Source organism: Nocardia sp. NPDC101769, from assembly GCF_044766925.1.
In the GTDB taxonomy this organism is placed as follows: domain Bacteria; phylum Actinomycetota; class Actinomycetes; order Mycobacteriales; family Mycobacteriaceae; genus Nocardia.
Genome location: NZ_JBIWMX010000061.1, coordinates 1 through 22,614, shown reverse-complemented (window position 1 = coordinate 22,614; position 22,614 = coordinate 1). Strand labels below are relative to the sequence as shown.

Annotated in this window: 22 protein-coding genes; 18 read left to right on the top strand and 4 right to left on the bottom strand. The window is 64.1% G+C overall.

All coding sequences use genetic code 11. From position 1 onward, the window contains the following. Positions 1-397: 397 nt before the first annotated feature. Complete coding sequence (locus ACIRRA_RS43255) at positions 398-1,684, top strand: fatty acid desaturase family protein (RefSeq protein ID WP_402781026.1); 1,287 nt, start codon at positions 398-400, stop codon at positions 1,682-1,684. 249 nt (positions 1,685-1,933) lie between these two features. On the opposite strand, the gene ACIRRA_RS43250 is transcribed toward ACIRRA_RS43255, so the two are convergent. Continuing rightward, positions 1,934-2,824: a hypothetical protein gene (locus ACIRRA_RS43250; protein WP_402781023.1), complete on the bottom strand. Its 891-nt coding sequence runs from the start codon at positions 2,822-2,824 to the stop codon at positions 1,934-1,936. A gap of 368 nt (positions 2,825-3,192) precedes the next feature. Here ACIRRA_RS43250 and ACIRRA_RS43245 point away from each other — a divergent pair, with 368 nt between their 5' ends. The 6 genes from ACIRRA_RS43245 to ACIRRA_RS43220 all read left to right on the top strand — a co-directional run bounded on the left by ACIRRA_RS43245 (position 3,193) and on the right by ACIRRA_RS43220 (position 9,113). Then, on the top strand, positions 3,193-4,209 hold the full coding sequence (locus ACIRRA_RS43245) for a hypothetical protein (RefSeq protein ID WP_402781020.1): 1,017 nt from the start codon (positions 3,193-3,195) through the stop codon (positions 4,207-4,209). A 159-nt stretch (positions 4,210-4,368) separates the two neighbouring features. Next, positions 4,369-5,082 carry a methylthioribulose 1-phosphate dehydratase gene (mtnB, locus tag ACIRRA_RS43240; RefSeq protein WP_402781017.1) on the top strand — a complete coding sequence of 238 codons (714 nt, stop codon included), beginning with the start codon at positions 4,369-4,371 and terminating at the stop codon, positions 5,080-5,082. A gap of 242 nt (positions 5,083-5,324) precedes the next feature. Next, the gene (locus tag ACIRRA_RS43235; protein ID WP_402781015.1) at positions 5,325-5,846 is read left to right on the top strand and encodes a DMT family transporter; all 522 of its coding nucleotides are present in this window, start codon (positions 5,325-5,327) and stop codon (positions 5,844-5,846) included. Beyond that, positions 5,843-6,349 carry a DMT family transporter gene (locus tag ACIRRA_RS43230; RefSeq protein WP_402781012.1) on the top strand — a complete coding sequence of 169 codons (507 nt, stop codon included), beginning with the start codon at positions 5,843-5,845 and terminating at the stop codon, positions 6,347-6,349. The genes ACIRRA_RS43235 and ACIRRA_RS43230 overlap by 4 nt, the downstream gene beginning before the upstream one ends. Before the next feature lie 81 nt (positions 6,350-6,430). After that, positions 6,431-7,459, top strand: coding sequence for a hypothetical protein (locus ACIRRA_RS43225; RefSeq protein ID WP_402781009.1), 1,029 nt, complete (start codon positions 6,431-6,433; stop codon positions 7,457-7,459). 415 nt (positions 7,460-7,874) lie between these two features. Then, entirely contained in the window at positions 7,875-9,113 is a 1,239-nt protein-coding gene (locus tag ACIRRA_RS43220; RefSeq protein ID WP_402781006.1) for an SLC13 family permease, read from the top strand. Between the two features lie 24 nt (positions 9,114-9,137). On the opposite strand, the gene ACIRRA_RS43215 is transcribed toward ACIRRA_RS43220, so the two are convergent. Continuing rightward, positions 9,138-9,374, bottom strand: a complete 237-nt coding sequence (locus ACIRRA_RS43215; RefSeq protein ID WP_402781003.1) for a hypothetical protein — start codon at positions 9,372-9,374, stop codon at positions 9,138-9,140. Between the two features lie 204 nt (positions 9,375-9,578). On the opposite strand from ACIRRA_RS43215, the gene ACIRRA_RS43210 reads away from it, so the two are divergent. The 5 genes from ACIRRA_RS43210 (at position 9,579) to ACIRRA_RS43190 (ending at position 14,109) form a co-directional block, all read left to right on the top strand. Continuing rightward, entirely contained in the window at positions 9,579-10,118 is a 540-nt protein-coding gene (locus tag ACIRRA_RS43210) for a hypothetical protein (RefSeq protein WP_402781000.1), read from the top strand. Between the two features lie 198 nt (positions 10,119-10,316). Then, positions 10,317-11,942: a metallophosphoesterase gene (locus tag ACIRRA_RS43205; protein ID WP_402781032.1), complete on the top strand. Its 1,626-nt coding sequence runs from the start codon at positions 10,317-10,319 to the stop codon at positions 11,940-11,942. A gap of 183 nt (positions 11,943-12,125) precedes the next feature. Continuing rightward, on the top strand, positions 12,126-13,376 hold the full coding sequence (locus ACIRRA_RS43200; RefSeq protein ID WP_402781029.1) for an IS701 family transposase: 1,251 nt from the start codon (positions 12,126-12,128) through the stop codon (positions 13,374-13,376). Between the two features lie 212 nt (positions 13,377-13,588). Continuing rightward, complete coding sequence (locus tag ACIRRA_RS43195; protein ID WP_402780997.1) at positions 13,589-13,798, top strand: hypothetical protein; 210 nt, start codon at positions 13,589-13,591, stop codon at positions 13,796-13,798. Continuing rightward, on the top strand, positions 13,795-14,109 hold the full coding sequence (locus tag ACIRRA_RS43190; RefSeq protein WP_402780994.1) for a hypothetical protein: 315 nt from the start codon (positions 13,795-13,797) through the stop codon (positions 14,107-14,109). Before ACIRRA_RS43195 ends, ACIRRA_RS43190 begins: the two co-directional genes overlap by 4 nt. Positions 14,110-14,747: 638 nt before the next feature. Here the strand turns inward: ACIRRA_RS43190 and ACIRRA_RS43185 are convergent. Then, on the bottom strand, positions 14,748-15,815 hold the full coding sequence (locus tag ACIRRA_RS43185) for a hypothetical protein (protein WP_402780991.1): 1,068 nt from the start codon (positions 15,813-15,815) through the stop codon (positions 14,748-14,750). Between the two features lie 1,183 nt (positions 15,816-16,998). Between ACIRRA_RS43185 and ACIRRA_RS43180 the strand changes: the two genes are divergently transcribed. From ACIRRA_RS43180 to ACIRRA_RS43155, 6 genes are all read left to right on the top strand, one after another. Continuing rightward, positions 16,999-17,385 carry a hypothetical protein gene (locus ACIRRA_RS43180; protein WP_402780988.1) on the top strand — a complete coding sequence of 129 codons (387 nt, stop codon included), beginning with the start codon at positions 16,999-17,001 and terminating at the stop codon, positions 17,383-17,385. Further along, positions 17,375-17,698 carry a hypothetical protein gene (locus ACIRRA_RS43175; protein ID WP_402780985.1) on the top strand — a complete coding sequence of 108 codons (324 nt, stop codon included), beginning with the start codon at positions 17,375-17,377 and terminating at the stop codon, positions 17,696-17,698. The genes ACIRRA_RS43180 and ACIRRA_RS43175 overlap by 11 nt, the downstream gene beginning before the upstream one ends. Further along, positions 17,698-19,869, top strand: a complete 2,172-nt coding sequence (locus ACIRRA_RS43170; protein WP_402780982.1) for a hypothetical protein — start codon at positions 17,698-17,700, stop codon at positions 19,867-19,869. The genes ACIRRA_RS43175 and ACIRRA_RS43170 overlap by 1 nt, the downstream gene beginning before the upstream one ends. A gap of 352 nt (positions 19,870-20,221) precedes the next feature. After that, on the top strand, positions 20,222-20,644 hold the full coding sequence (locus ACIRRA_RS43165) for a copper resistance protein CopC (RefSeq protein WP_402780979.1): 423 nt from the start codon (positions 20,222-20,224) through the stop codon (positions 20,642-20,644). 78 nt (positions 20,645-20,722) lie between these two features. Further along, positions 20,723-21,424 (top strand): hypothetical protein, encoded by a 702-nt coding sequence (locus ACIRRA_RS43160; RefSeq protein WP_402780976.1) that lies wholly within the window; start codon positions 20,723-20,725, stop codon positions 21,422-21,424. Between the two features lie 80 nt (positions 21,425-21,504). Further along, positions 21,505-22,140 (top strand): YcnI family protein, encoded by a 636-nt coding sequence (locus tag ACIRRA_RS43155; RefSeq protein WP_402780973.1) that lies wholly within the window; start codon positions 21,505-21,507, stop codon positions 22,138-22,140. A 54-nt stretch (positions 22,141-22,194) separates the two neighbouring features. Here ACIRRA_RS43155 and ACIRRA_RS43150 read toward each other — a convergent pair. Then, positions 22,195-22,614, bottom strand: a 420-nt coding sequence (locus tag ACIRRA_RS43150; protein WP_402780971.1) for a hypothetical protein, incomplete at its 5' end; no start/stop codon positions are given.

Sequence of the window (22,614 nt, the reverse complement as noted above, 5' to 3'; positions counted from 1 at the left end):
AACACGACGAATGGATCGAAGGCCGACGCTACCTCGGCCTCGACGTCCTGGCCCGCTCCCGCGGGCTGACACCCACCGACGAACAGGAGGAGACCACACCAGCAGAACTCACCGCCTGACCGATATTTCGGATCACGCGGTGACCACCCCAGCTACACCACTCCCCGGGACTTGACCGCTAGGTTCGTCCGGTTCCACTCATTGACACCCGTACCCACCCACCATTTTTCGTGGGTGGGTGGTCGACAGGAGACGCATCGGTGAGCCCGACCACCGCCACATCGACAGTGACACAACCGATCCGCCCTGTCAGGACCACAACGACGGAACCAATGCCTGCACTGTGGCCACTGGACGATTTCACACACGCGGATCGGCAGGACGGGTAGCAGCACCAGTGGCCATCACGGACATCCGGGCATTCGCTCATCTGAGCGAGAACGACATCGAAGCGCTCGGACACGAGCTCGACCAGATCCGCACCGATATCGAGAATTCTCTCGGGCAATCGGACGCCGACTATATTCGGCGAGTCATCCGGGTCCAGCGTGGTCTCGAGGTAAGCGCCCGGCTGTTGCTGTTCGGCGGGCGCTACCGGGTGGCACGGATAGCGGGGACCGTGATCCTGGCAGCCGCGAAGGTCATCGAGATGATGGAGCTCGGCCATAACATCAGCCACGGTCAATGGGATTGGATGAACGACCCGGAAATCCATTCCACCCAGTGGGAGTGGGATTTCATCGGACCGTCCGCGCAGTGGAAGCGCGCACACAACTACATCCACCACACCTACACCAATGTCTATGGCAAAGACGAGGACCTGGGTTTCGTCGTCTCGCGGATGACCCGCGACGAGCCGTGGCGACCGATCCACTTGTTGCAGCCGGTGACGAATCTGCTGCTGGCCGCATCGTTCGAGTTGGCCATCGCAGTGCACGACCTGGCTCTCGAGCGACAGCTTCTGGGCATTCCCCGCGGTCAGTTGCGGTCGAAACCGAATACCGAGTTCGCCCGCAAACTCGCCCGCCAAGTCTGCAAGGACTTCCTGCTGTTCCCCGCGCTGAGCGGACGCAGGTTCAGACACACCCTCACCGCCAACGCACTGGCCTTGCTGCTGCGAAACCTCTGGTCCTATCTGGTGATCATGTGCGGGCACTTCCCCGACGGCGCAGAGAAATTCACCGCTGAACAACTCGAGGACGAAACCCCCGGCCACTGGTACCTGCGGCAGTTGCTGGGCTCGGCGAACTTCCACGCCGGCCCGACGCTCGGACTGCTGAGCGGCAACCTCTGCTACCAGATCGAGCACCACCTTTTCCCCGACCTACCCAGTAACCGCTACCCCGAGATCGCCGAGCGTGTTCGCGCCTTGTGCGACAAATACGACTTGCCCTACACCACAGGCTGGCTGCCTGCACAGTTCTGGCTGACCTACCGCACCGCCTGCAAACTCGCGCTGCCCGACTGGCTGCTGCGCCATACCTCCCACGACGCCACCGAAACCAGATCCGAACGCAAGTTCCATGGGATCTCACTGACCCCCGACGGTCTGACAATCCAGGAGCCGACCGACCGGATCACCGGTGCACGACAAGGGCTTCGCGCTGCTCTGGCCCTAACCGAGCGATCGAGGCAGCGAACCAACCAGCAGCGGGGCCGGTGGCTCCGGCGGCAGCGTTCATGACGACAGCGCACGCAAACCCGTCGACGGCCGAAGGGCCAGTGGTTCGGATACTCGCCGGCGTGGCTGGTCGCAGCCTTACCGTGATGGTTGCAATCGTATTCGAAGTCCCAGCACCATATATCCGGTGGATGTCGGCGGCGCCGATCGGAAGATGTTCGTATCGAATAATTTTGACGTCGTGATCTTTGCTGCAATGCAAGGATGCGTGTGCTTGATCCCAGTTCGCGTGCGCAAGAAGGGATCCCGCCCCTACCGGGGGCGCTCGGCGATCATGTCCATACCGTCAGCGTCGACCAGCAGCAGGCACGGAACCATGTCGGAGCCCGTGTCCGGCGAGGTGAGCACAGCTTCCCTGATCTGTTTGGCTCGGCCCGAGCCGGCGCCCGCGATAAAGATGTGGTCCGGGCTGACCAGTCCCACGATCAGCCGGTCTTCGCCGACCTGACTGGCGGCCTTCTCGTGGAAATCGTCGAGCATGATCGCCGATCCCGCACAGGGACCGTCACGCTCGATGGTGGCCATGGTCCCGAGCTCCTCATCCGGGAAAACCTTGAAGGTGAGCCCACGCAACAGGTTGTCGGAGAATTCTCCGGCCAGCTCCAGGAACTCCTCCTCGCTCATGGCCTCGAACCTGCTCCGCGTCAGATGGGACATGCCGACCCGGCCGTTGGGCATGGTCGCAACCTTGGCGAACCCGACGTACAGCTTGCCCTCCACCAACGGCAGGGAGGCAGAAAACGGCAACGGGGCGGAGGTGCTGTGCAGGACGGGCAGCCATTCACCATCCCGCTCGGCCCGCACGATAGTCTCCTGCCCCCTCTCCCGCAGGTCGACACCCTCGGCCTCCGCCATCACCCGCCGCGCGTGCTCGAGGGCATCGGTCCAATCGTCACCCTCGGGGCGCTCGAAGAGGTAGGTGTGCCCGGCCTCGGGGAAGGTCTCGGCCAGGAAAACCTGGTCCAGGCGGGAGGGCTGCCAAATGCTGTGCACCCTGGTCACATCGGAAGACTGGATCTGCTGCTCCCGCTGGCCCTGTCGCCATGCCTGCCGGACGGAGTCCAGGGCCTGAGCGGGTGCCGCCCCGGTGATGAGGTCATCGTCGCTGCCATTCAGTTGGAAGACAACGACATTCATGGTCATGTCCCGTTCCACGGGCCGTGACTCTACACAGCACCCGATGTCAGCACCCACGCACCACCATTGCCCAGCGTGGGAAGCACCCGAGCCGCGGGCTGACAGAGTTCTCGGACGCTCACTAAGGTCGCGATCAGCATCGGGGGCCCGAACGCGCCGGTTTGTGGGCGGATCGCGACAAACTGATCGGTCTGGTTTGCAGTCTGTGCGCTACCGCTGATCGCGGGAACCGTCCCGGCACCGCTCGCGATCAACAGGTTCGCGGAAGCGACCGATTCCCATCGCCGGGAAAAATTGATGCCGACTGCTACGGTCCGGACAACCGATCGAGAGGGGTTGTGGTGCATTCGGCTGTGACGCAATTGAGTTCGCTCATGCCACCCCCTCCCCTGCCGCCGGTGATCCCGCCGCCCTGGACAGAGATCGAGCACGCCATGGGGCTGGCGCTGCCCTCCGACTATCGTGATTTCATCGACCTCTACGGCGACGGCCGGATCAATGCGACGCTGTCGGTATTCTTCCCGGCTCGACGCGGCGGGTACCGTCGCTCGCTGACGGTTCTGGCCGATAACACAGCGGGGTTGCGGGCCAATGGCTTCTTCGATGAATTCGCCTGCCCGAGCAGCAATTCCGATCAGTCCAGTGATCTACTGCTGTGGGGACAGACCCTTGCCGGGGACCTGCTCTTCTGGTCGACCGCGACCGAGGACCCGGACGAATGGACAACCTGGGTGTTCCTGCAGCGGACCGGCGTCCGGGACTGCTGGCGCCACTTCGACGGCGGGATGGCCGAATTCATTGTCGGAGGCATCGACGGAAGGCTCGCGACAGCCGCGGAGTTGATCGGCCCCCGCTCCGGGGGACCACGCTGGACCCGACTGCGAGACTGGGAACACGACTACGGTCACCCACCCTCGGCGATGTTCGACGACTTCGTCCCGACCCGGGGACACTGGCCTATCGACGGACGCCACACCTCCAACGGCTCCCTCATACCGTTACGGAAACTCGGGCAGTCCGGCGGTGAGCAACTCCCGCTGGGGCCGAATGGTGTCCAACGCAGATTGATCGAACTCGATCAGTCATCCACAACGGTCCGGCTATCCGGCGGCAGCCGGCATCCCGGCATCTCCTACGAGGTCACGGCCGAACTCGGATCCGAAGCGCCACCGGGAACCGTTGGATTGGAACTGCTTCGCGACGGCCATCCCATCGCCTCCACCCTGGTCGACGCATCGAACCTGCGATCAGCGCGCCTCGAAACAGAGGTCCTGGTTACCGCCGGCACGCCAGCCGCGGCGGTCCAATTGCGAGTAGTCGCGAACGCCCCCGCCGAATCCGTCGTCATCAGCCACGTCTACCTGTCCGCGAAAGGGACCCTCGGCAGCTGACCCCGCGAGCACATCCCGCGGTGTGACATAAGTGCGGATCGGACTTCCCACCACTGGCAAACCCCCGGTCACATCCGCGGGCGCCTTCGATACCGTTGATCCGCGGCGCAACCTCGTCAGCGCTGTCCGCGCGCACCCGCATCGAGAGGGATGCCTCCCATGGATCAAACCCCGTTCACCGCAACACCATCCGCCGGAATCACCCTGGATGAATCGACTGAACGGCCCGACATGTCCTGTCTCCCAGACGGTTCACATGCTGCGGGCGTACAGATCGCGGCGCTCGCACGCGATCTGTATGCGCGCGGGTGGATGCCGGGCACCGCGGGCAATATCTCTGTTCGCCAAGGCGATACAGCGGTCATCACTGTCAGCGGGCTCTCGAAGGGAGAGCTCAGCGCCACCGACATGGTCCGCGTCAAGGTCCTCGACTCGCGACCGGTCCCCGACGATTCGCGGTCTCCCTCAGCCGAGACGGCCATCCACACCGCCATCTATCGCGCCGGTCGGGGTACGGCGGTGGTGCACGTGCATCCGCCATACGCCACCGCTCTGTCCATCTTCCGATACACGAATGACACTCGCTCCATAGAGTTTTCAGGCTACGAACTGATCAAGGGTCTGGGTGGAACACGGCCCGATGCCATCGAGATCCCGATGTTCCCCAACCATGCCGAGGTGGCGCGAATCGGCGCCGAGGTCGAGAAGCACCTGATCGACCACCCCGACGCCCCTCCGGTCCTGTTCATCGCCGGCCACGGCATCACCACGTGGGGCGAGAACCTGGCTCGGGCACGCGACCGCGCGGAGTGCCTCGAAGCGATCAGCGAACTGACGATCTTGACCGGACGACGCGAGATTCAGTGCGCCTAACGGCCGAGTGCATCGATGGGCCCGAACGGAGATTCATCTGTTCGGGCCCTTCGCATTTCGTAAGAATTCGCTGAACTGATGCCACCACTGGGAGTCGTACGCCTCATTGACCGTGCCGTTAGATAACGGTACGCTATGCAGGTCACTAAGGTGACACAGCACACGTTGGGGAATCGATGGGCGCCGGTAGCCCTCGAACATCACCGTCCCCGGCATCCATCCTGCTCACGCGGAGTCTCGTCATGGCTGCAATCGGTCTTGGGTTAATATTTCTGTTCATTCTCGCCGCAGGAGGCCTGCGTTCGGTCGAGGTCGGCTGCCAGAACACGCAGATGCTCCACGTGAAGAACGTGTGGATCTCCGCGGTGGCGTCGTATGCCGTTGCGCTATCGGGGTTTCTGATATTCCTGGCGGTATCTCGCCTGTTCTCGTCGGCACCGCTGCCGACGCTCGCGGACTTCGAGCACATGCCGTGGTGGGCGCCGTTCGGTGGGCTCATCGGTGGCGTCGCCGTCGTCGGCATGATCACCGTGGCGAAACACGTCGGTATCGCGACATTCAACGCCGTCGTCATCGTGAGCGAGATGCTGGTGGCCCTGGTGATGGACGACCTCGGGTTGATGGGATTCGCCGTGCGCCACGCGACGCCGATGCGATTGGTCGCCGCCGCACTGATCACCGTGGCCGTCGTCCTCATGGCCTCAGATACCGCCACCGACCGCGACAGTGGCGCAGATACCCTTGTCGCAGAGCGGATTTCATGATGGTCGACGTGATCAAGACAGCTCCCCGGAAGCTGTCATGCCCGGCGCTGGCCATGGTGTTCGCCTTCATGCTGCTCGGCGGCGCGCTGCGATCGGTGGAGGCCGGTTGCCAGAATTCTCTGAAACTGGCACTGGGGAACGTCTGGCTGTGCGGTGTCATATCCTATGCGGTCGCACTGACCGGTGTCGGCGTCATTCTTGTTGCCTCACTATTCTTTTCACCGAACAAGCCCCGAATCAGCCGGTCCGACCTTGCGGCCATGCCCAAGTGGGCGCCCTTCGGCGGCCTCATCGGCGGAGCGGCGATCTTCGCGATGATCACCGTGGCATCTGTCGTAGGAGTCAGCACCTTCAACGCCTTGATCATCGCCGGCCAGATGTTCCTCGCGGCCGCGATGGATCATGTCGGCGTGATGGGCTTTCCGCGACGAAAGATCAACCGGCAGCGCCTGCTCGCCTGCTTCCTGATCATCGTCGGCTCCTACCTGATGGCCAGGTATTGACCTCGCATGGTGCGACAGAGTGTTCGAAATGTCTGGGCGGCAGATCTATCAACCCCATACAACTTCGACCATGGGACCAGGATGACGAGGGGATTCTCGGCGCAGCTCCAAACCGTGGCGGGCTCGCACCACATATCGCCGATTCAGCAAGCCCATATCATCGACTATCTCGACAATCTGGCCGCCGACGCACCCTCGGTTCGGGCCCTGGTCGGCGCTGATCTCCCCTACCATCGGCCGTCGATGGTCGTCACGTCGAACGGCCGAACAGCTCCCGCAGGAACCGTCGCGATATCCGAATCGGCACGATGCCTGTGGCACGCTCTCGGCGCCTACGCCGCCGGGCTGCATGGATTCGCTCCCGGAATCCCGACCCCAGCCCTCGCGATCCAGGACCGGTGGCTGGAGGGAAATCTCGACGAACTCCTCACCTTCGACATCGCTTTCGAGCTGCCGACAGCGATGCGCGACCAATCCATCGCGCGCAGTAGGCAATTCGCGGCCTTGATGCGCGAATCCGCCATTCGCCCGGAGTTCGTCCTCGGTGAGCGAGTGCCCTGGGGCACCGAATCGGCCGAACCCCATGTGTCGATCTTCATGCTCTCGGCACCGCGGGGAATGATTCCGCTGCTGGCACACGCGCTCGACCACGTCGCGGCGGATATGGCCCCGATACCCGCGGTCGGTCATCACTACGGACACAACCCGCACGGTGCACCTGAGATCTACTTCGCGCATTCACCCGTTTGGCAAGCCGGACAAGACGCGATCGTCACCACCTTCGAGCCCTTTCGCCAAGGCCGAGTCCGTCCCGAAGGCCCCTTCGGAGAACCCCTCGCCGCCATGCTGACCGGCGCGGTCCCCGCGGAACCGGACCGTGTACAACAACTGCGCGCAACCGGTTACGACGAGATCGGCAACCGCTTCAACCCGCACGTAACAGAGTCCGCACCGAACGACCCCACCCACGAAGTATCACTGGATCGACTGCCTCCACCCCACCTGTTCAGGGGAACACTCACCAGCCTCGCCCTCTACGGCATGGGCCCCTTCGGCACCTGCCTGACCAACTTCCATCGCACCGAAATACGCACGCACCCAGGCTCGTGAGACAATAGTTCGCTTCGGGCCGCCGCTCGGACTCGGTTGCCATACTGGTTGATGCGGCGGATCGGTTCGTAGTGAAGTAACTGACGGCACCCGTGGCGTGATCAACGCCCAAGTTGGCGCGCGCAGTCCCTCTCCACCGGTAATGGTGGCGCTTGGGCTGCCCGTGGGCACTTTCAGCGGCGCCCAGTTCGATGCCGTCGGCCGATACCATCTGAAAACCCGGGTCCAACCGACCAGCGGACCGGGTCCATCCGGTATCGGTCGGCGGCAGTCGTAATACGACGCGCATCCAGTCAGGTTCTCGGATCTGTCCGGCCGACTTCGAGGGGATCGGCGACCTTGCCGGTAACACCCGTGCCCAGTGCTGAGAAGCCCCAAGTCATCGTCGCTGTCTGCTATCTGTTTGGATCACGTCGTGTCCGAACCCCGCGTCGTGCTCGAAAGAACGACCGCGATGTCCAGGGCATGGCGACCGAGCCTTCTGGACGCCGTGCGAGTCGGCTTGTTGGTGGTCGGATTGCTGTGTGTGGCAACCGGATTGCTGCCTGCACACGACGCGGCGGTGAACATGCGGCGGATTGCGCCGCTGTTGTTGTTTCTGGGCAGTGTGATCGTGCTGGCCAACCTTGCCCGGCGGGCCAAGGTTTTCGATGTGATCGCGCATCGGCTGGCGATCGTGGCCAACGGAAACTATGCCGGATTGTTTCTGCTCTGCGTGTTGTTCGCGTCGACCACCACGACTGTTCTGAACCTCGACACCACCGCCGTGTTGCTGACGCCGGTCATGCTCGCGTTGGCGGTGCCGGCGCGGATTCCACCGCTGCCGTTGGCCATGACAACGTTGTGGCTGGCGAATACGGCAAGTCTGTTGTTGCCGGTGTCGAATCTGACGAATCTGCTGGCGGCTGATCGGGTGGCGTTGAGCGCGACCGGGTTCGCGGCGAGAATGTGGTTGCCGCAGGGGCTTTCGATTCTGATCACCATGGCGTGCCTGTGGTGGTGGTATTGGCGGCGATCGCAGCGCGGGGGCGAGCGGTATGTGGTGCCGGAGCCGATACGGCCGGTGGATCTGCGGGAGCGGGTGTTGTTGTACGCGTCGGGGGGCGCGTGTGTGTTGTTCGTGGTGGCTATCCCGTTCGTCGGAGATCGGATCGGGATCGCGGCCACGGTCGCGGCGGCAATCGCGTTGGTGGCCTTCGCGATCTACGACCGGTCGGCGTTGCGGTGGTCACTGTTTCCCTGGCAGCTACTGGTCTTCGTATCCGGGTTGTTCCTTGTAGTGCCGACGCTGTCCCGGTACGGACTGTCCGACCTGGTGGACCGGCTCATCGGTACAGACACCAGTGGGCTGGGCGTATTCCGCGCGGTGGGTGCGGGCGCGGCGCTGTCGAACATCGTCAACAACCTGCCCGCGTACACCGCCGGGGAGGCCGTGATCGGCCCTGGTGAGCGAAATCAGCTGCTGGCCTTGCTGATCGGCGCGAATATCGGCCCGGTGGTGACGCCGTGGGCCTCGCTCGCCACCCTGCTGTGCCTGGAGTTCTGCCGGACCCACGAGGTGAAGGTCCCCATGCGCCGGTTCGTGCCGACCGGGCTGGTCCTGGCCATCGTCGCGACCACCGCCGCCACCGCAGGACTGCTGCTCACCAGCTAGAACGATTACGTCGCCGAGCTCGGCTCAGGATTCGATGACCAGTTGATCCACCTGAATGGCGATCAAAGACGCTTGTCCGGCCTCCTGAAAGTCGTCGTCGAAGTTAGCGATGACAACACGTCCGAAAACGAGATAGTCGCCGGCCGGGGCTTTGCCTCCGCCCACGGGAGCGACTGCTAGTCTGCTCAACGGTTCGTAATTGAAGTGGTGCAGGCCGGCCACACGCCCGCCCGGGTTCTGGGTCGCGAACGTAATGCCCATCGATGTCTCCGATCTCAGTCTGCCGCGCCCGTCGGGCTCCAGCCGCGAGTCCCAGCTGCCACCGCATGATTCGCCGGCAGCGAGAAGGAATCGCGACGTCCAGCCGGTGCGATACCCGGGATCTGCTGAAAGTCGTTGCACCGTAATCGGAATCGAAACCCGGCAAGATCACGTCTCTCTACCGACCCGGAATAAGCTGGCCCCGTGCCCGATACCGCAGATCTGACCTTCCCTGCCGCCCTCGCCGAAGTGTTCGCCATCGGTTTCGAATGGAACTGGGACGAGGACACCGACGAATCCACCGGCTGCGACTTCGAACCGTACGAGCAATTCGAAGCGCCCGAGCGCACCGCCTGGTGGTTCCGCCTCTGGACCGGCAACGACGAGGTCGACGGTGCCGAATTCCGCTTCTTCGGGTCCACCGGAGCGGGCGATTACGCGGGCTGCTGGCTGGTCCGACCCGATATGCCGCTCGCAGCCCAGCCCATCGTCTATGTCGGCTCCGAGGGCGAAACCGGCATGATCGCGAGGGACCTCGGTGACCTCCTCTGGATCTTCGCCAACGGCTCGGGGCCAGCGGAGGCCTTCGGTCAACCGACCATCGACACCGCGCCGAACGACGAATTCCGCGCCATCGCCGAGCGCCACGCACCGGGCCGGAACCGGTCGACAGCACAAATCGTGGCGGACGCCCGCAGCGAGTATCCCGGATTTTCCGCATTCATCGACTCCTTGTGCCGCTGAACGCGTCCGAGATCGTTGTTGATGCTGTAGATCATCTTCCCCCGGGCGGGAACGCGTACTTGCCCAGATATCGGGCGGGACCTAGCTTTTCGGCTAGCCCACGTGGATCACTAACGACGACTGAGGTTTTGGGTGCTGAATCCTCCCGGCGCGGTGCCGCGCACCGGCATTCCCTCGCGACTGGCTGCGAACCTGACGATGGCCGAGCAGTACGACTGGCACCGTGCATTCCGTAAGCGGCATCGGGTAAGCCGCCGGTCGTTCCTGCAGGGGGGTGCGGCCGCGGCGATGGTCGCCGGACTCGGTTTCTTCGGTCGGGTCGCCTACGCTGCGGACGCGCCGCTCGCGGTCGGCGGCCGACATGTCGGATTCGGCCCGGATGCAGCCAGTCAGTTGAGGTTCTCGGCGCAGTTGTCGCGTAATCCTCTCGGTGCCAAGGTGTTTCTCGACCATGGCCCCACTCCGGCCCTGGGCGCGACCACCGAGGCCGAGGTGCGCAACCTGTTGACGCAGATCCCCCGCACCGATGGGGGGATGCTCGCTGCCGAGCAGTTCTACGTCCACGGCCGAGTAGACGGGCTGCCCGGACGGTTGCCGCACTTCTACCGCTGGCGCACCTCCGACGGATTCACCACCGACGTCGTGGCGGCCCACACTGCGATGCCGAGTGCACGCCTCGCGCTACTGCCGTTCCGATTCACCATGATGGGGGATCAGGGAATCGACGACACTCCCGCAGAGCCGACCGGCATGCGTCCCGGCGCCTATCGCAACAGCCACAGCGACGGTGATGCACCCGATGCCCGCAACGCCGAGAACATCCAGCGTCAGATCGTCGCCTCCAACCCCGACTTCCACATCCTGGCCGGAGACATCTGCTACGCGGACAATTCACACGGCGGTGGCCCAGACTGGTTCGCGCCGAGCGGCAGAACCGACAATCCGGCAGTCGACGCCTACAACCCGTTCGTATGGGACAGCTACTTCCAAGCCATCGAATCCAGTGCTGCACGCGTGCCGTGGATGTTCACCACCGGCAACCACGACATGGAAGCAATTTATGGCACCCATGGCTACGGCGGGCTGACGAGGAGACTGGACCTGCCCGGCAACGGGCCGGACGGCTGCCCATCGGTGTATTCGTTCCGCTACGGCAATGTGGCGGTGCTGTCGCTGGATGCGAACGAGGTGAGCTGGCAGGTACGCGCCAACCTCGGCTATTCCGGTGGGGCACAGACGAGCTGGGTGGAGCACACCTTGGCCGCGTATCGAGGGGACCCCGCTATCGATTTCATCGTTTGTTTCTTCCACGAATGCGCGTACGCGACCGGCGTCGGTGCGGCCAGTGACGGCGGGGTGCGCTCAGCCTGGTCGGATCTGTTCGACCGGTATCGCGTCGATTTGGTGTTGCAGGGCCACAACCACAACTTCGAACGTACCGATCCGATGCGTGGTGGCCGGCCGACCAAGGCCGCGCCGGACAACTCGATCGTCTACCCCGAAACCGACGGCACGGTCTACTACGTCGTAGGTGGCGGCGGTGCGATCCACGCAACGTTTCCGGCCGATGAGAGCTACCGCGGCAACGAGTTGTCCGACACCACCGTCGCCAAGGCCACGTTGTGGACCAGCGACGGTGAGGATCAGGGCGAGACCGATATTGCCTGGTCGCGTGTCCGGTTCCGTCGGTATTCGTTCATTCGGGTAGATGTGCGTCCGGGCCTTTTCGTCAGCGAGATGGACGTGACCGCGGTGGACGAGTTCGGGCTCGAATTCGACAGGATCACCTATCGGCGTCCGGTCACGGAGAGGAAACTCCCATGAAGCGCAACATCGTTGGGTTAGTACTCCAGCCGGACTTCGTGATCGATGCTGCTGCTGTTCGGGGCGCTGGAAGTGGCGCGGCCACCGCGTGGTCATGTTGTGTTTGTGTGGGACACAACTGAATTGGCGGTGGCCGCGCCCGACAGCGTAGCCGTCCTGCGGTGGCGGCAACAGTTCGACGAACTGACCGGCAGGATCGGGGCGCGGTTCGTGCGGGTGGAGACTCGCCGGACCGCGGCAAGGATGCTGACCGCGATGATGTCGGAGCTGCCGGCCAAGAACTGCTGGACATTGGCAGAGCATTGCGGTGATCGGTCGCCGGATGCGATGCAGCATCTGCTGTCGGCGGCGGTCGTCGATGAGGACGGGCTGCGAGATGACCTGCGCGCCTACGTGATCGAGCATTTGGGTGAGGTCGATGCGACGCTTGTGGTGGACGAGACCGGCGACATCAAGAAAGGCGTGCAGACCGTCGGGGTGCAACGCCAGTACACCGGCACGGCGGGCAGAATCGAAAACAGCCAGGTCGCGGTGTATCTCACATATGCCACCCGCGCTGGGCACGCGTTCGTCGACCGCGCGCTCTATCTACCGAAGTCGTGGACGGGCGACCCGGACCGCTGTGAGCGGGCCGGTGTGCCCGCCGACGTGGGTTTCGCCACCAAACCCGCTCTGGCGAAACGATTGATCGTCGATGCACTCGACGCCGGTGTGCCCGCCCCCTGGGTGACCGGCGATGAGGTCTACGGCGGCGACCCGAAGCTGCGCGCTGCACTCGAATCCCGTGGCACCGGTTATGTTCTCGCGGTCAGCTGTGACCATCGCGTCACGACCGCGACCGGTCGCGTCCGCGCCGACGTCCTCGCCGGTGCACTGCCCAAGCGGGCATGGCAGCCGCTGACGGCCGGTGACGGCGCCAAAGGGCCTCGCGTCTATGACTGGGCCTGGATCGAGATCACCGCCGATGACGACAAGGCCGTGCCCGGGCATCGATGGCTGATGATCCGCCGCAATCAACGCAGCGGGGAACTGGCCTATTACCGCTGCTGGTCGCTGGTCCCGGTCACCTTGACCCGGCTGGTGAAAGTGGTCGGCCGCCGCTGGTCCACGGAGGAGAATTTCCAGACCGCCAAGACCCTGACCGGGCTCGATCAGCATCAAGTCCGAGGCTGGCGGTCCTGGCACCGCTGGACCCTGCTGGCCATGCTCGCCCACGCCTTCCTCACCGTCCTCGCCATCACCGACCACACCACAGAATCATCGACCGAACTGATTGCCTTGACCCGCAATGAAATCCGTCATCTGTTGGCCACCCTGGCGCACATGTCCGACCGCACCGTCGCCCACCGACTCGACTGGTCGCTCTGGCGACGTCGACACCAATACCGCGCCCGCCACAGCCACTACCAGCGACGATCCCGACTCACACCATGATCACGAAGTCCGACTGGAGTACTAGGCGGTCTCATTCGGGTGTTTCCGGTCCGGGGCAGTCGGCGGCCACACTGGATTCGGATGACCGCGGGTGTGTTCGCCGCGCCGCGCTGGCTGAACGTGTTCGGTTACGTCTTCGAGATGGGATTCTGACGGCCCTGGGTCACGGCGTTCAGTTGCCACGGTAAAGCGTCATACTTTACCGTGGTGACATGGCGAAACTGAACATCAGCCTCCCGGATGCGACCGCTGAGGCTCTGCGCGAGAGCGCGGGGGGCAACGTCAGTGCCGAGATCAACCGGGCCGTTCTCCAGCGGCTCGCGGACAAGGAGTTGCGGCGCATTGCCGCGCACGAGCAGGACAACCCGCCGAAGTACAGCGATGCCGACCTGGCGCGCATCGGCATGGGCATGCCCCTGTGAGGGAGCTGCGCCAAGGTGACATCTATACCCTCGCCGCCGGTGACGGCTATCTGACAGTGGTGATCGTCGACGGTCAGGCGCTGCTGCGCCACCGCGACGTGGCGCTGGCCGTGCCGGTGGTCGACGCCCGCGAGATGCCTGCGGATCTGCGGATCTTCTCGGTGGGCTGGGACGAGGGCCGTGTACTCGCGGTGCACCGGTTCATTCCCTGCGTGCGAGCGGTACTGGAGGCCGGGACCTACGACGGCACGGTGACCACTGAGATGCTCGACTTCATCAAGATGGTGCTCGCCGTCAGGTTCGACCTCTGACGGTCCGATCGGACAACCACGCCGCCCCTCGACATAGAGGGTCAAGTTCGGCCGATCCCGAAGCGCGGCAGGATGTTCCGGCGTTGCCTCCCTCACACCAACGCCGCCCGCCGATAGGCCGGGCACCGCCGGGCGGGAACCTAGGCCAATATGCCTCGACTTCCGCGACCGGCCGGTTGTCGATGATTTCACCGTCGGCGACGATGTCCTCGATTTGGCTCACCGACAGCCGGCGCGTGCGTTGCGGGCCGTTCTCGCAGACCAGGGTGTACGCCGAGATCCGTGCGGACTCAATCGGTTCGGCGCGTTCGAGCCACACGTAGTAGGCGGTGACCGCCGCCAGCGTGACGTTCCAGTGGTGGCCCTCCGCGTGGCCGGCAGAGGCGTCCGATACGCCTCCAAGCGCGGCGTCGCGCCCTTCCGGCGAGACCAGGGCATCGCGGAACGGGCTGGTGTGCAGCTATTCCGGGTAGAGCACGACGCGCTGGCAGTACCGGCCGATGGTGCGCACGGCCAGCCGGGCACCGGTTGGGTCGCACTGCCAGCCACAGCCGAAACCGCGGATCGAGGGCGTGCGGGTCGACGATGTCGCCAGCGGCCACAGACGACCAGTGAAGGAACATGTCACGCCGCGGACTTCAGTCCCCCAGCGTGCCTTTCGCCTGTAAATGGACGCGGTTGACGATAACAATGTCATCCCGGCCGCGCGCGACGACTCGAAGCTGGATCGAGGACCCGGGCCCCTCCGCGGGCACACAGACCTCGGCCGCCAGTTCGGCTTGCCGTGGGCGGCCGATTTCGACCAACGCCGTATCGATGGCATAGCCATCGCAAAGTAGCTGTACCCCGATGGTTTCCAGCTCACCGGCGGCCGAGAGGTCGGCGGTGCCGTACAGCGAGTAGGCGATGCCGGGAGGTTGGCTGCCCCCGCTGAGCCGGATCGAGGTACCTGTCTCATCGAGTTCGATGAGAGGTCGTGCCTGTCCGGTTCGCCACCAGTGGGCTTGATCGCCACCGTGTTGACCGTATTTGCGCAAGGGGATCACCGAACCGTGGGACGCGCGACGTCCCTCGACCGACCAGTCGCTGTCGAGGCGAACGCGGTCATCGAATACGGCGGCGGGTGGCCGGCCGTAGTCGTACTTCCAATCCCGCAGCCTGCTCCATCGCATGGCGCCGCGCGGATCGCCGATCAACCGGCTCGTCTGGGAGGAACCGCCATCACCGAGGCTGACCAGAAAATCGACCATGCCACCGTCGAATTCAACCCAATGATCGCGGGAGCCGTTGTCCTGGAAGTGAACGCGGACGGGCCAGGTGTCCGGGTCCTCGCCGTCGGTGGCCCAGAAGAGCAGACAACCGTTGAATGTCTGCCCCCACAGCAGAAGATTGTCCGATGTCAGCCGCTCCGCATCCGGATTCGGGCAGGCGGCATCGAGATCGTCGAAGAATCCACTCTCTCGGAGCGACCGGGTGTTGTCGAGCAGAACCGTCAGGGTGGGTCGGGGCCCACGTTGACGCGCCGGGAAGAACACGGAGAGCAGGTGGTTGATCTCCCCGTCCCCATAACAATCGATGAATTCGCGATAATCGGCGGGAAGCGCGAGGTGCATCGCCTGCTGGATCGCCGACCACGGCGGCGCCACAACCGGCGGCAGCGGCGGTGGCGGCATGAGCGACTTCAGAAGTGCCAGACCAGGATTCATGAAGGACCCCTCGATCGGATGTGCGGCACATTAGCGGCCCAACGGCAACTTTCCAGCGATGAGAATCCCCCGATGGTCGCGAGGGACACGGATATCACCCGGCCTTCCTGCCGCCCTTGGCATTTTGCTTTCGATCAGAGAGCGAAACTCAGCAGCGAGCTTCCCAGGCCGACCGCAGAACCGACGAAGGACAAGAAATTAGCCAGGTCGAGCGGGCCGGCTGAACCAGTATCGGGCACTGCAAACCTCTTCCATATGATTGTGCGATCAAGACGTGCGACGTCAGGATCGAGGGGGTAATCCGATCCGGTCGACAAAGTCCCCCGCCGCGAAGATCCACAGAACATCGCTGAGCGATCGTAAGCGTCAGGGGCTTCCAGTCTGAGCTATTCCCATTGGTGGCAATAAGTCCGCTCATCAGCGTAAGTCGTTCTGTGTCAAGCGTTTCGGTCGGTTGTCCTGGGATGTCGTCGTCCCGGCATAGCGGCAATGGGTTGGTGGCCCTGCAGCGTGTAATCGGGTCCACGTCAGCCCGGACGCCTGGATTCTGGACCAGTCCCGCCTGGATCGACCGAGCAACAAAGAGATCTTCGGCGCCGACGGCGCGCGAGCAAGCGCCCGCGACCTGCCCAACGCCGAGATCCACCTGCTCGACGCCGGCCACTCCGCACTCGAACCCACGGCACCGAGATCGCCGGATCAACTATGCCCGAAAGCGCGCACCACCCCGTTCCCAGCAACGGGAACAGCCGACAATGAAGGCCAGATCAAACGGAAGGCGGTGCCGAGGGACATGATGGTGGATGGGGCGATAACTCCGGATCCGTTCTTTCCAGATCCACCCCACTCCACCACGGTAACCCCGGATCCATCACAGCGTCGCCGACCTGAACACCCGGCTGTCCGCAGTGGTTGCTGCAGGTCAGGAATCAGCCGTTATCCAGGTGGTCGAGCGGTCAGTGGACACGGTGTACGCGAGGGTCACTCAGGCAACCGCCGACCACCGGCAGAGGGCAGGACCGGGCGGCTCGGGCGATGGACAGCACAACAGTTCCGCGGGGACGGCCGGCGTCGACGGCGGTAGCGAAATGATGTCGGGGCTGATCAGCCGGCCCACCGTCGCGACCTTCCTTCTCGCAACAGAACGCGTCTGTCCGAGCCGGCCACCGACGAGTGAGGACCGATGAGAGAGCTCCATCCCGACGTGCAGGCCGGATTCAGCATGAGGCGGGAATTGCGGCATCGCATCGCCGACATGCGGGAACGGGCCGATGCGATCGTGGCACGCCGTCCATCCCCGAGTGGCCTGGTCATTCCCGAGGTCGATGTGCGCGGACGACTTCGCGACCTGTACCTGGCGCCCGGAACCTGCGATCGATTCGACAACCGGGAACTGGCCGCGGAGATCATGGCGGCCATCGCCGAAAGCACCGAGGACGCCAAGCGGCAATACACCCTCGCAATGAGCGACCCGGCCCGCTTGCCTCGCCCGCTCGAGGAGGTCGTATGGGAATTACACCCCGATCCGGCGAGCAGCCGACAGAAGAAAGCAGACGAAAATGTCGGATAATCTAGACGCCCAGCCGGATGAGTTTCGCAGCATCGCTTCGTATCGAGATGCAGCCGCGGCAGACAACCGGAAAGCCAGAATTCCGCATGCCTATCTCGATGAGTACATTACACGCAACGGAACGATCCAGGCGCCCGTCCATGCCTACCTGGTCGAAGGCCACACCAGTCTGCACCACCAGAACCTCGGTATGGCCGCCGATCATGAGCGTGGGCGCGATCACTTGCTCGGTGGAGCCAGCGGCCTCGAGGAAGCCGATGTATTGCAGACGTCGGCGATCCTCGATGAAACCAGCCGCCAGAGGAACGCCTGATGGCCGACGCTGCTGTCAATGACGCCGTTAGTCACATCCTGAAAAGCTGGCGTCCCCCAGATTTCTACGATGTAGGTAGCTATGGATTCACCAACACCCAGATCAAGGATGCCCTCCAGAGGCTGACGTCCCTGAGCAGTCCAGCAGACCTCAAAGAGGCCTGGAGAAAACTCACCCACACGAGTAATTGGGATGATGGTCCTTGGAAGGATTTCAGAGGAGATTTTCTCGATGCTCTGAAAGGAACCCAACTCGCTGACGACCCCAAGTACAAGGATCTTATCGCGGCGGTCAAGAACAACGCCGTCGATGCCTATTGCGATGATATAGCGGCTGGACCACAGTTCGGCAGCTATGGTTGGACATCGTCCGGCGACGATAAGAAGCCGGATTTAGCAAATGTCCAGCTCTACAGGACGAAGGGGCGCAGCCCACAATTGGACAGCCTGCTGCAGGACACCGAGTTCGTGATGAAGTGGGACATGAAAACGCTCGGACACCGCAATCCTCAGGCTCACCCCGACTTCAGCCTGGAGCAATTCGGGTTGAAGGTTCCGGATGCGACCGGCTGGTCGAAAATCAGAGATGCGAACAGTGACCTCAGTAGGCAGCTGACGGCACGGCAAGATGCTTATGTGCAGGCACACACGGAACTTGCGAACACGGCGTACGACGCCGCGGTGACGGGTGACAAACTGTTCAAGGATCTGACCGAGATCTTGGACCGGATCAACCACCAACTCGCGTACGAGCCGAAGTACGATCCGCTGACTATAGGGCACGACTTCAACCAGGTCATGGAGAATCCGCGCGGCAGTGCAACCTATGACATGCAGGTCCCCGTACAGTACATGAAGGGCCCTGTATACCAGAGGGTCATCGACCCCAAGAACCCCTACTCCAACGAATATGTCCTGACCCCCGACGCCGAACAACTCTATTACATCGGGCCGCTCGAAAAAGCCGCCGCCGACTGGGATGCCAAATACGCGGAGGCGGCCAAGAAATTCCAGGCGACTCCACCACCCCCCCAACCCGATCCTGGCGCCGGCAAACCCGATCCTGGCGCCGGAAAACCCCGCGCCGGCACCGACACTCCCGGTCCTGGCGCCGCCACTCCCGGTCCCGGCGCCGCCAAACCCGGTCCCGGCGCCGCCAAACCCGGTCCCGGCGCCGCCACTCCCGATCCTGGCGCCGCCAAACCCGGTCCCGGCGCCGCCAAACCCGGTCCCGGCGCCGGAACGCCAGGCCAGGCCGGAACGACAGTGTCCACCATTATGGACGGCCTCACACCGGTCACTGGTGATCAGAACGCCGGCGCAACCGCCGACGCGGGTACGACCGCCGCCGGCGCCACGTCCGGCGTTCAGTCGACCGACGGCACCGGTGCGGTCAGCTCCGCCTACCCCACGACCACCGGTGATCAGACAGGGATCGGCCACAACTCGGCCAACGCCTCGCCCGCGGTGAACACGGGCGGCGGGACTTCACAGACCTCGAATCCCATGAATAACAACTTGCTTGACATGGCGTTGCTGTCGAGCGCGTTAGGTCAGAGCCGCAACGGTTACGGCAGTCCCTACGGCAATACCGGGCCCAACTACCGGCAAAACCAGTACCCGGGGCAGCCCACGACCGCTCAACCTGCGACGGTGACCACCCCGGCAAGCACCACTCCTGCTCCCGCCGTCACCGCTATCGGCGATCCCAAGACGCCGCCCGCGGTAACCGGACCGAGTTCGATGGTTCCCCTTTCGATAGACGGCGCGACCCAGCAGGTGACCTCGGTCGTACACGATGCGGTGACCCGTGAACGAAACAACCCCAACGGCAGTGACGCCCGCGAGGCGTACACCGGGACGCCGGGCGAAAACACACCGAGCAACCCGTGGGTGCAGGTGGACGAGCCCGCCCAGCTCTCTCACGGTCAAGACACGAAACTCAGCACCGGTGATGTGGCGCAGTGGGGTAACCGCACGGCATTGGTGGTCGTGGAGAACGGTATTCGAAAGATCATCATGAACAAGACCACGATGCCGCTGCCCGATGCCGAGAATCCCCCCGATTCCGGGCTCGGAGACTACGGCACGTTCACCGGCTTCTTCCGCCCCACCGGTGCCGGCATTACCAGTGCCCTGCCGGCGACTCCCCCCGCCACACTTTCCACCTGATGATGCGGACGGCCGAGAGTCGCCGCAGGGCTTTTGATCAATGCCACCGGGCCGCGCGCGGCAGAAGATCAACGCGATCAAGACCGAGACCCGGCTCATTCGCTGTGACGATCGGATGCCGCGGGGATTTCACATCCACGCCGGGAGGATTCGACTCGAAACGTGCGTTCGTTCCGCCTCGCAACTGGTCGTGCCGAGTTGTGAGATTTCCACCCGCACTCGTGTACGGCAATTCACTTCTGCATGACACTTCCGTAATTGCGGCGTTCGAGCGCGTTTATTCCGTGCTGCGCTGATGACGAATTCGTGCTGCCCCTGGACCGGTTCGGTCCACGGGTGGAAAGGACCTGCTTTGTCGAGCAAGAAATTCGCGCTGCCCGCTCGAGGGCTGCGCTCGGTACTCACCGTGGCGGCCACGGCATTGACCGGACTGCTGGTGCTGAGCACCGGTGTGGCCGACGCCCACGCCCACATCACCCACGCCGAACCCGCCGACGGCGAAGTGCTGCCGGTCGAACCGCCGCAGGTGAGCATGACGTTCAACGAGAAGGTCGACGACCCCGACGTATCGGTGACCGGACCCGACGGCGGCACCTGGTCTCCAGATGACGTCCACGTCGATGGCCGCACCCTGTCCATCGACCTGGTGCCGCAGGGTCCGGCCGGGGTGTACACCACCCACTTCACCGTGACCTCCAAGGACGGCCACCGCATCGAGGGGCAGCGCACCTTCACCGTGGCCCCAGTCGGCGATCCCGCTGCGCCGCAGCAGTAGTCCGCTCACCGCAAAACCTCACGCCCTTTTTGGCTTTACGTCTCGCGAACCACGCTTCGCGAGGAAGGACACCCCCTGATGAAGACCCTGAACAAGTTCACCGCCACCGCTGCCCTCGCCATCGCGGCCCTGGCCATCACCACCGGCACGGCCGCTGCGGACGTTCCCGCGCAGAAGCCGGGCTCCACCGTCAGCACCGACGTCGCCCCGGGCATCCACTACACCGCCAACGTGGTGGACCACTCCGTCGTGCTGCGCACCGACGCGGGCCGGATCAATGTGCGCGGCACCCAGTTCGAGGTTCTCGACAGTACCGGCAACCTCGTCGTCGGCATGCCGCTGACCTACCGCCTCGACCAGAAGGACTGGCCGATCGCCGCCCGGGTCGACGCCGACGGCCGCACCGTCACCCTCACCCCGTCCACCAACCCCGCCGAGGCCATCGCCGCCACCCCCACCCCCGAGGCGAAGCCGATCTTCTCCCAGGACGACCTCAACGACGCGATCGGTGTCGCGGCCAACCAGATCGGCATGGCCACCGCCATCGGCGGGATGGTCGGCGCGGCAATCGGACTCGTCGGCGGCTGCGTCGCCGGTGCCGTGGTCGGCACCGAACTGATGCCGCCCGCGTTCCTGGTCGGCGCGCCCGGCGGCTGCATCGCGGGCGCGGGTATCGGTGCGGGCCTGGGCACCGCCATCGGCACCCTCGCCGTCGGCGTGCCGGTGACCGTGGTCAGCCTCATTCAGATGATGAACACCCTCGACAACGCCGGAAAGTGATTTCGTGTCCCGAGTGTCCCGCCCGGGCGGGACACTCGGGACCGGACGCCGATCCGGTTCAGCTCGAACGGAATTCCGCCATGGCGCTCACCCCTTTGTCCCGCGGCGTCCTGACCGCCGCGATCAGCGCCGCCGCCCTGCTCGCCGGTGCGGGCACGGCCTCGGCACACGTCGAAGTCTCGGCACCCGACGCCACCCGGACAGGCGACGCCGTCCTCACCTTCCGCGTCCCCGACGAATCCGACACCAACAGCGCCACCACCGCACTGACCGTCCAGTTCCCCGCCTTGCTCGCTGTCGACACCCAAGCGATTCCCGGCTGGAAATCCACAGTCACCAAGGATTCCGGCGGCAAGATCACCGCCGTCACCTGGACCGCCGACCCCGGCGCGGGCATCGGCCCGGGCAATTTCGCTCAATTCCAGGTCCTCGTCGACGATCTACCCGACCAGGACGAAGTCACCTTCCCTGCGACCCAGACCTATGTCGACGGCGAAGTCGTCAAGTGGGACCAGCCGCCCAACGCCGACGGCACCGAACCCGAACGCCCGGTCCCCACACTGGAACTGGCTCCCAAAGGATCCGACCACTCCGGTACCCGGGCCACCGCGGCCTCTTCGGACACGACAGCCCGCTGGCTCGGCGGCATCGGCGTCGCACTGGGCGGGCTCGCCCTGATCGCCAGTATCGTCCCCGGTATGCGTCGCAGAAGCTGACCTCGTTCGCGAGGACGAGTCCGTGATCGACGTGTCGGCTGCCTCGGCACCGATTCAGTTCGTGGCGTTTTCCAGCACATTCCGCTCGGACGAGAGTGCGGCGACACCCGCGCGCGTTTCCCTGTTCGCCATTTCGACCGCGGTCAGCAGGATAAAGGCGAGAACAGCTGCGACAGTGCGGATGTCATGGAAGGTCTCCCAACGGTTCAGCTGGGCTTCGTAGTTCGCGGCCATGGAGCTGGCCGAGGCGAAGCTCCTCTCCACCGTCGCGACCCAGTCCGTTTTCGGCAACCTGGACGTAGAACAGGTAGCCGCACTATCGGACCTACTGTCCCGGATCGTCGATACGTCGGCGGACTGACCTACCGCGGCACGCGATGAGATATTGTCAAATCCTGTGGATGAGGTTGTTTCAGGCGACTTCCGTTGCGCCTGAACGGCCTCCGTCCTTTGGGGTGATGTCGATGGGTCGTT

Excerpts from the sequence above, each read along its gene's own strand:
- ACIRRA_RS43185 (WP_402780991.1), bottom strand. The coding sequence starts at position 15,815 with ATGAATCCTGGTCTGGCACTTCTGAAGTCGCTCATGCCGCCACCGCCG.
- ACIRRA_RS43235 (WP_402781015.1), top strand. The coding sequence starts at position 5,325 with ATGGCTGCAATCGGTCTTGGGTTAATATTTCTGTTCATTCTCGCCGCA.
- ACIRRA_RS43170 (WP_402780982.1), top strand. The coding sequence starts at position 17,698 with ATGGCCGACGCTGCTGTCAATGACGCCGTTAGTCACATCCTGAAAAGC.
- ACIRRA_RS43195 (WP_402780997.1), top strand. The coding sequence starts at position 13,589 with ATGGCGAAACTGAACATCAGCCTCCCGGATGCGACCGCTGAGGCTCTG.
- ACIRRA_RS43160 (WP_402780976.1), top strand. The coding sequence starts at position 20,723 with ATGAAGACCCTGAACAAGTTCACCGCCACCGCTGCCCTCGCCATCGCG.
- ACIRRA_RS43230 (WP_402781012.1), top strand. The coding sequence starts at position 5,843 with ATGATGGTCGACGTGATCAAGACAGCTCCCCGGAAGCTGTCATGCCCG.
- ACIRRA_RS43215 (WP_402781003.1), bottom strand. The coding sequence starts at position 9,374 with ATGGGCATTACGTTCGCGACCCAGAACCCGGGCGGGCGTGTGGCCGGC.
- ACIRRA_RS43225 (WP_402781009.1), top strand. The coding sequence starts at position 6,431 with ATGACGAGGGGATTCTCGGCGCAGCTCCAAACCGTGGCGGGCTCGCAC.
- ACIRRA_RS43245 (WP_402781020.1), top strand. The coding sequence starts at position 3,193 with ATGCCACCCCCTCCCCTGCCGCCGGTGATCCCGCCGCCCTGGACAGAG.
- ACIRRA_RS43175 (WP_402780985.1), top strand. The coding sequence starts at position 17,375 with ATGTCGGATAATCTAGACGCCCAGCCGGATGAGTTTCGCAGCATCGCT.
- mtnB (WP_402781017.1), top strand. The coding sequence starts at position 4,369 with ATGGATCAAACCCCGTTCACCGCAACACCATCCGCCGGAATCACCCTG.
- ACIRRA_RS43205 (WP_402781032.1), top strand. The coding sequence starts at position 10,317 with ATGGCCGAGCAGTACGACTGGCACCGTGCATTCCGTAAGCGGCATCGG.
- ACIRRA_RS43155 (WP_402780973.1), top strand. The coding sequence starts at position 21,505 with ATGGCGCTCACCCCTTTGTCCCGCGGCGTCCTGACCGCCGCGATCAGC.
- ACIRRA_RS43250 (WP_402781023.1), bottom strand. The coding sequence starts at position 2,824 with ATGACCATGAATGTCGTTGTCTTCCAACTGAATGGCAGCGACGATGAC.
- ACIRRA_RS43180 (WP_402780988.1), top strand. The coding sequence starts at position 16,999 with ATGAGAGAGCTCCATCCCGACGTGCAGGCCGGATTCAGCATGAGGCGG.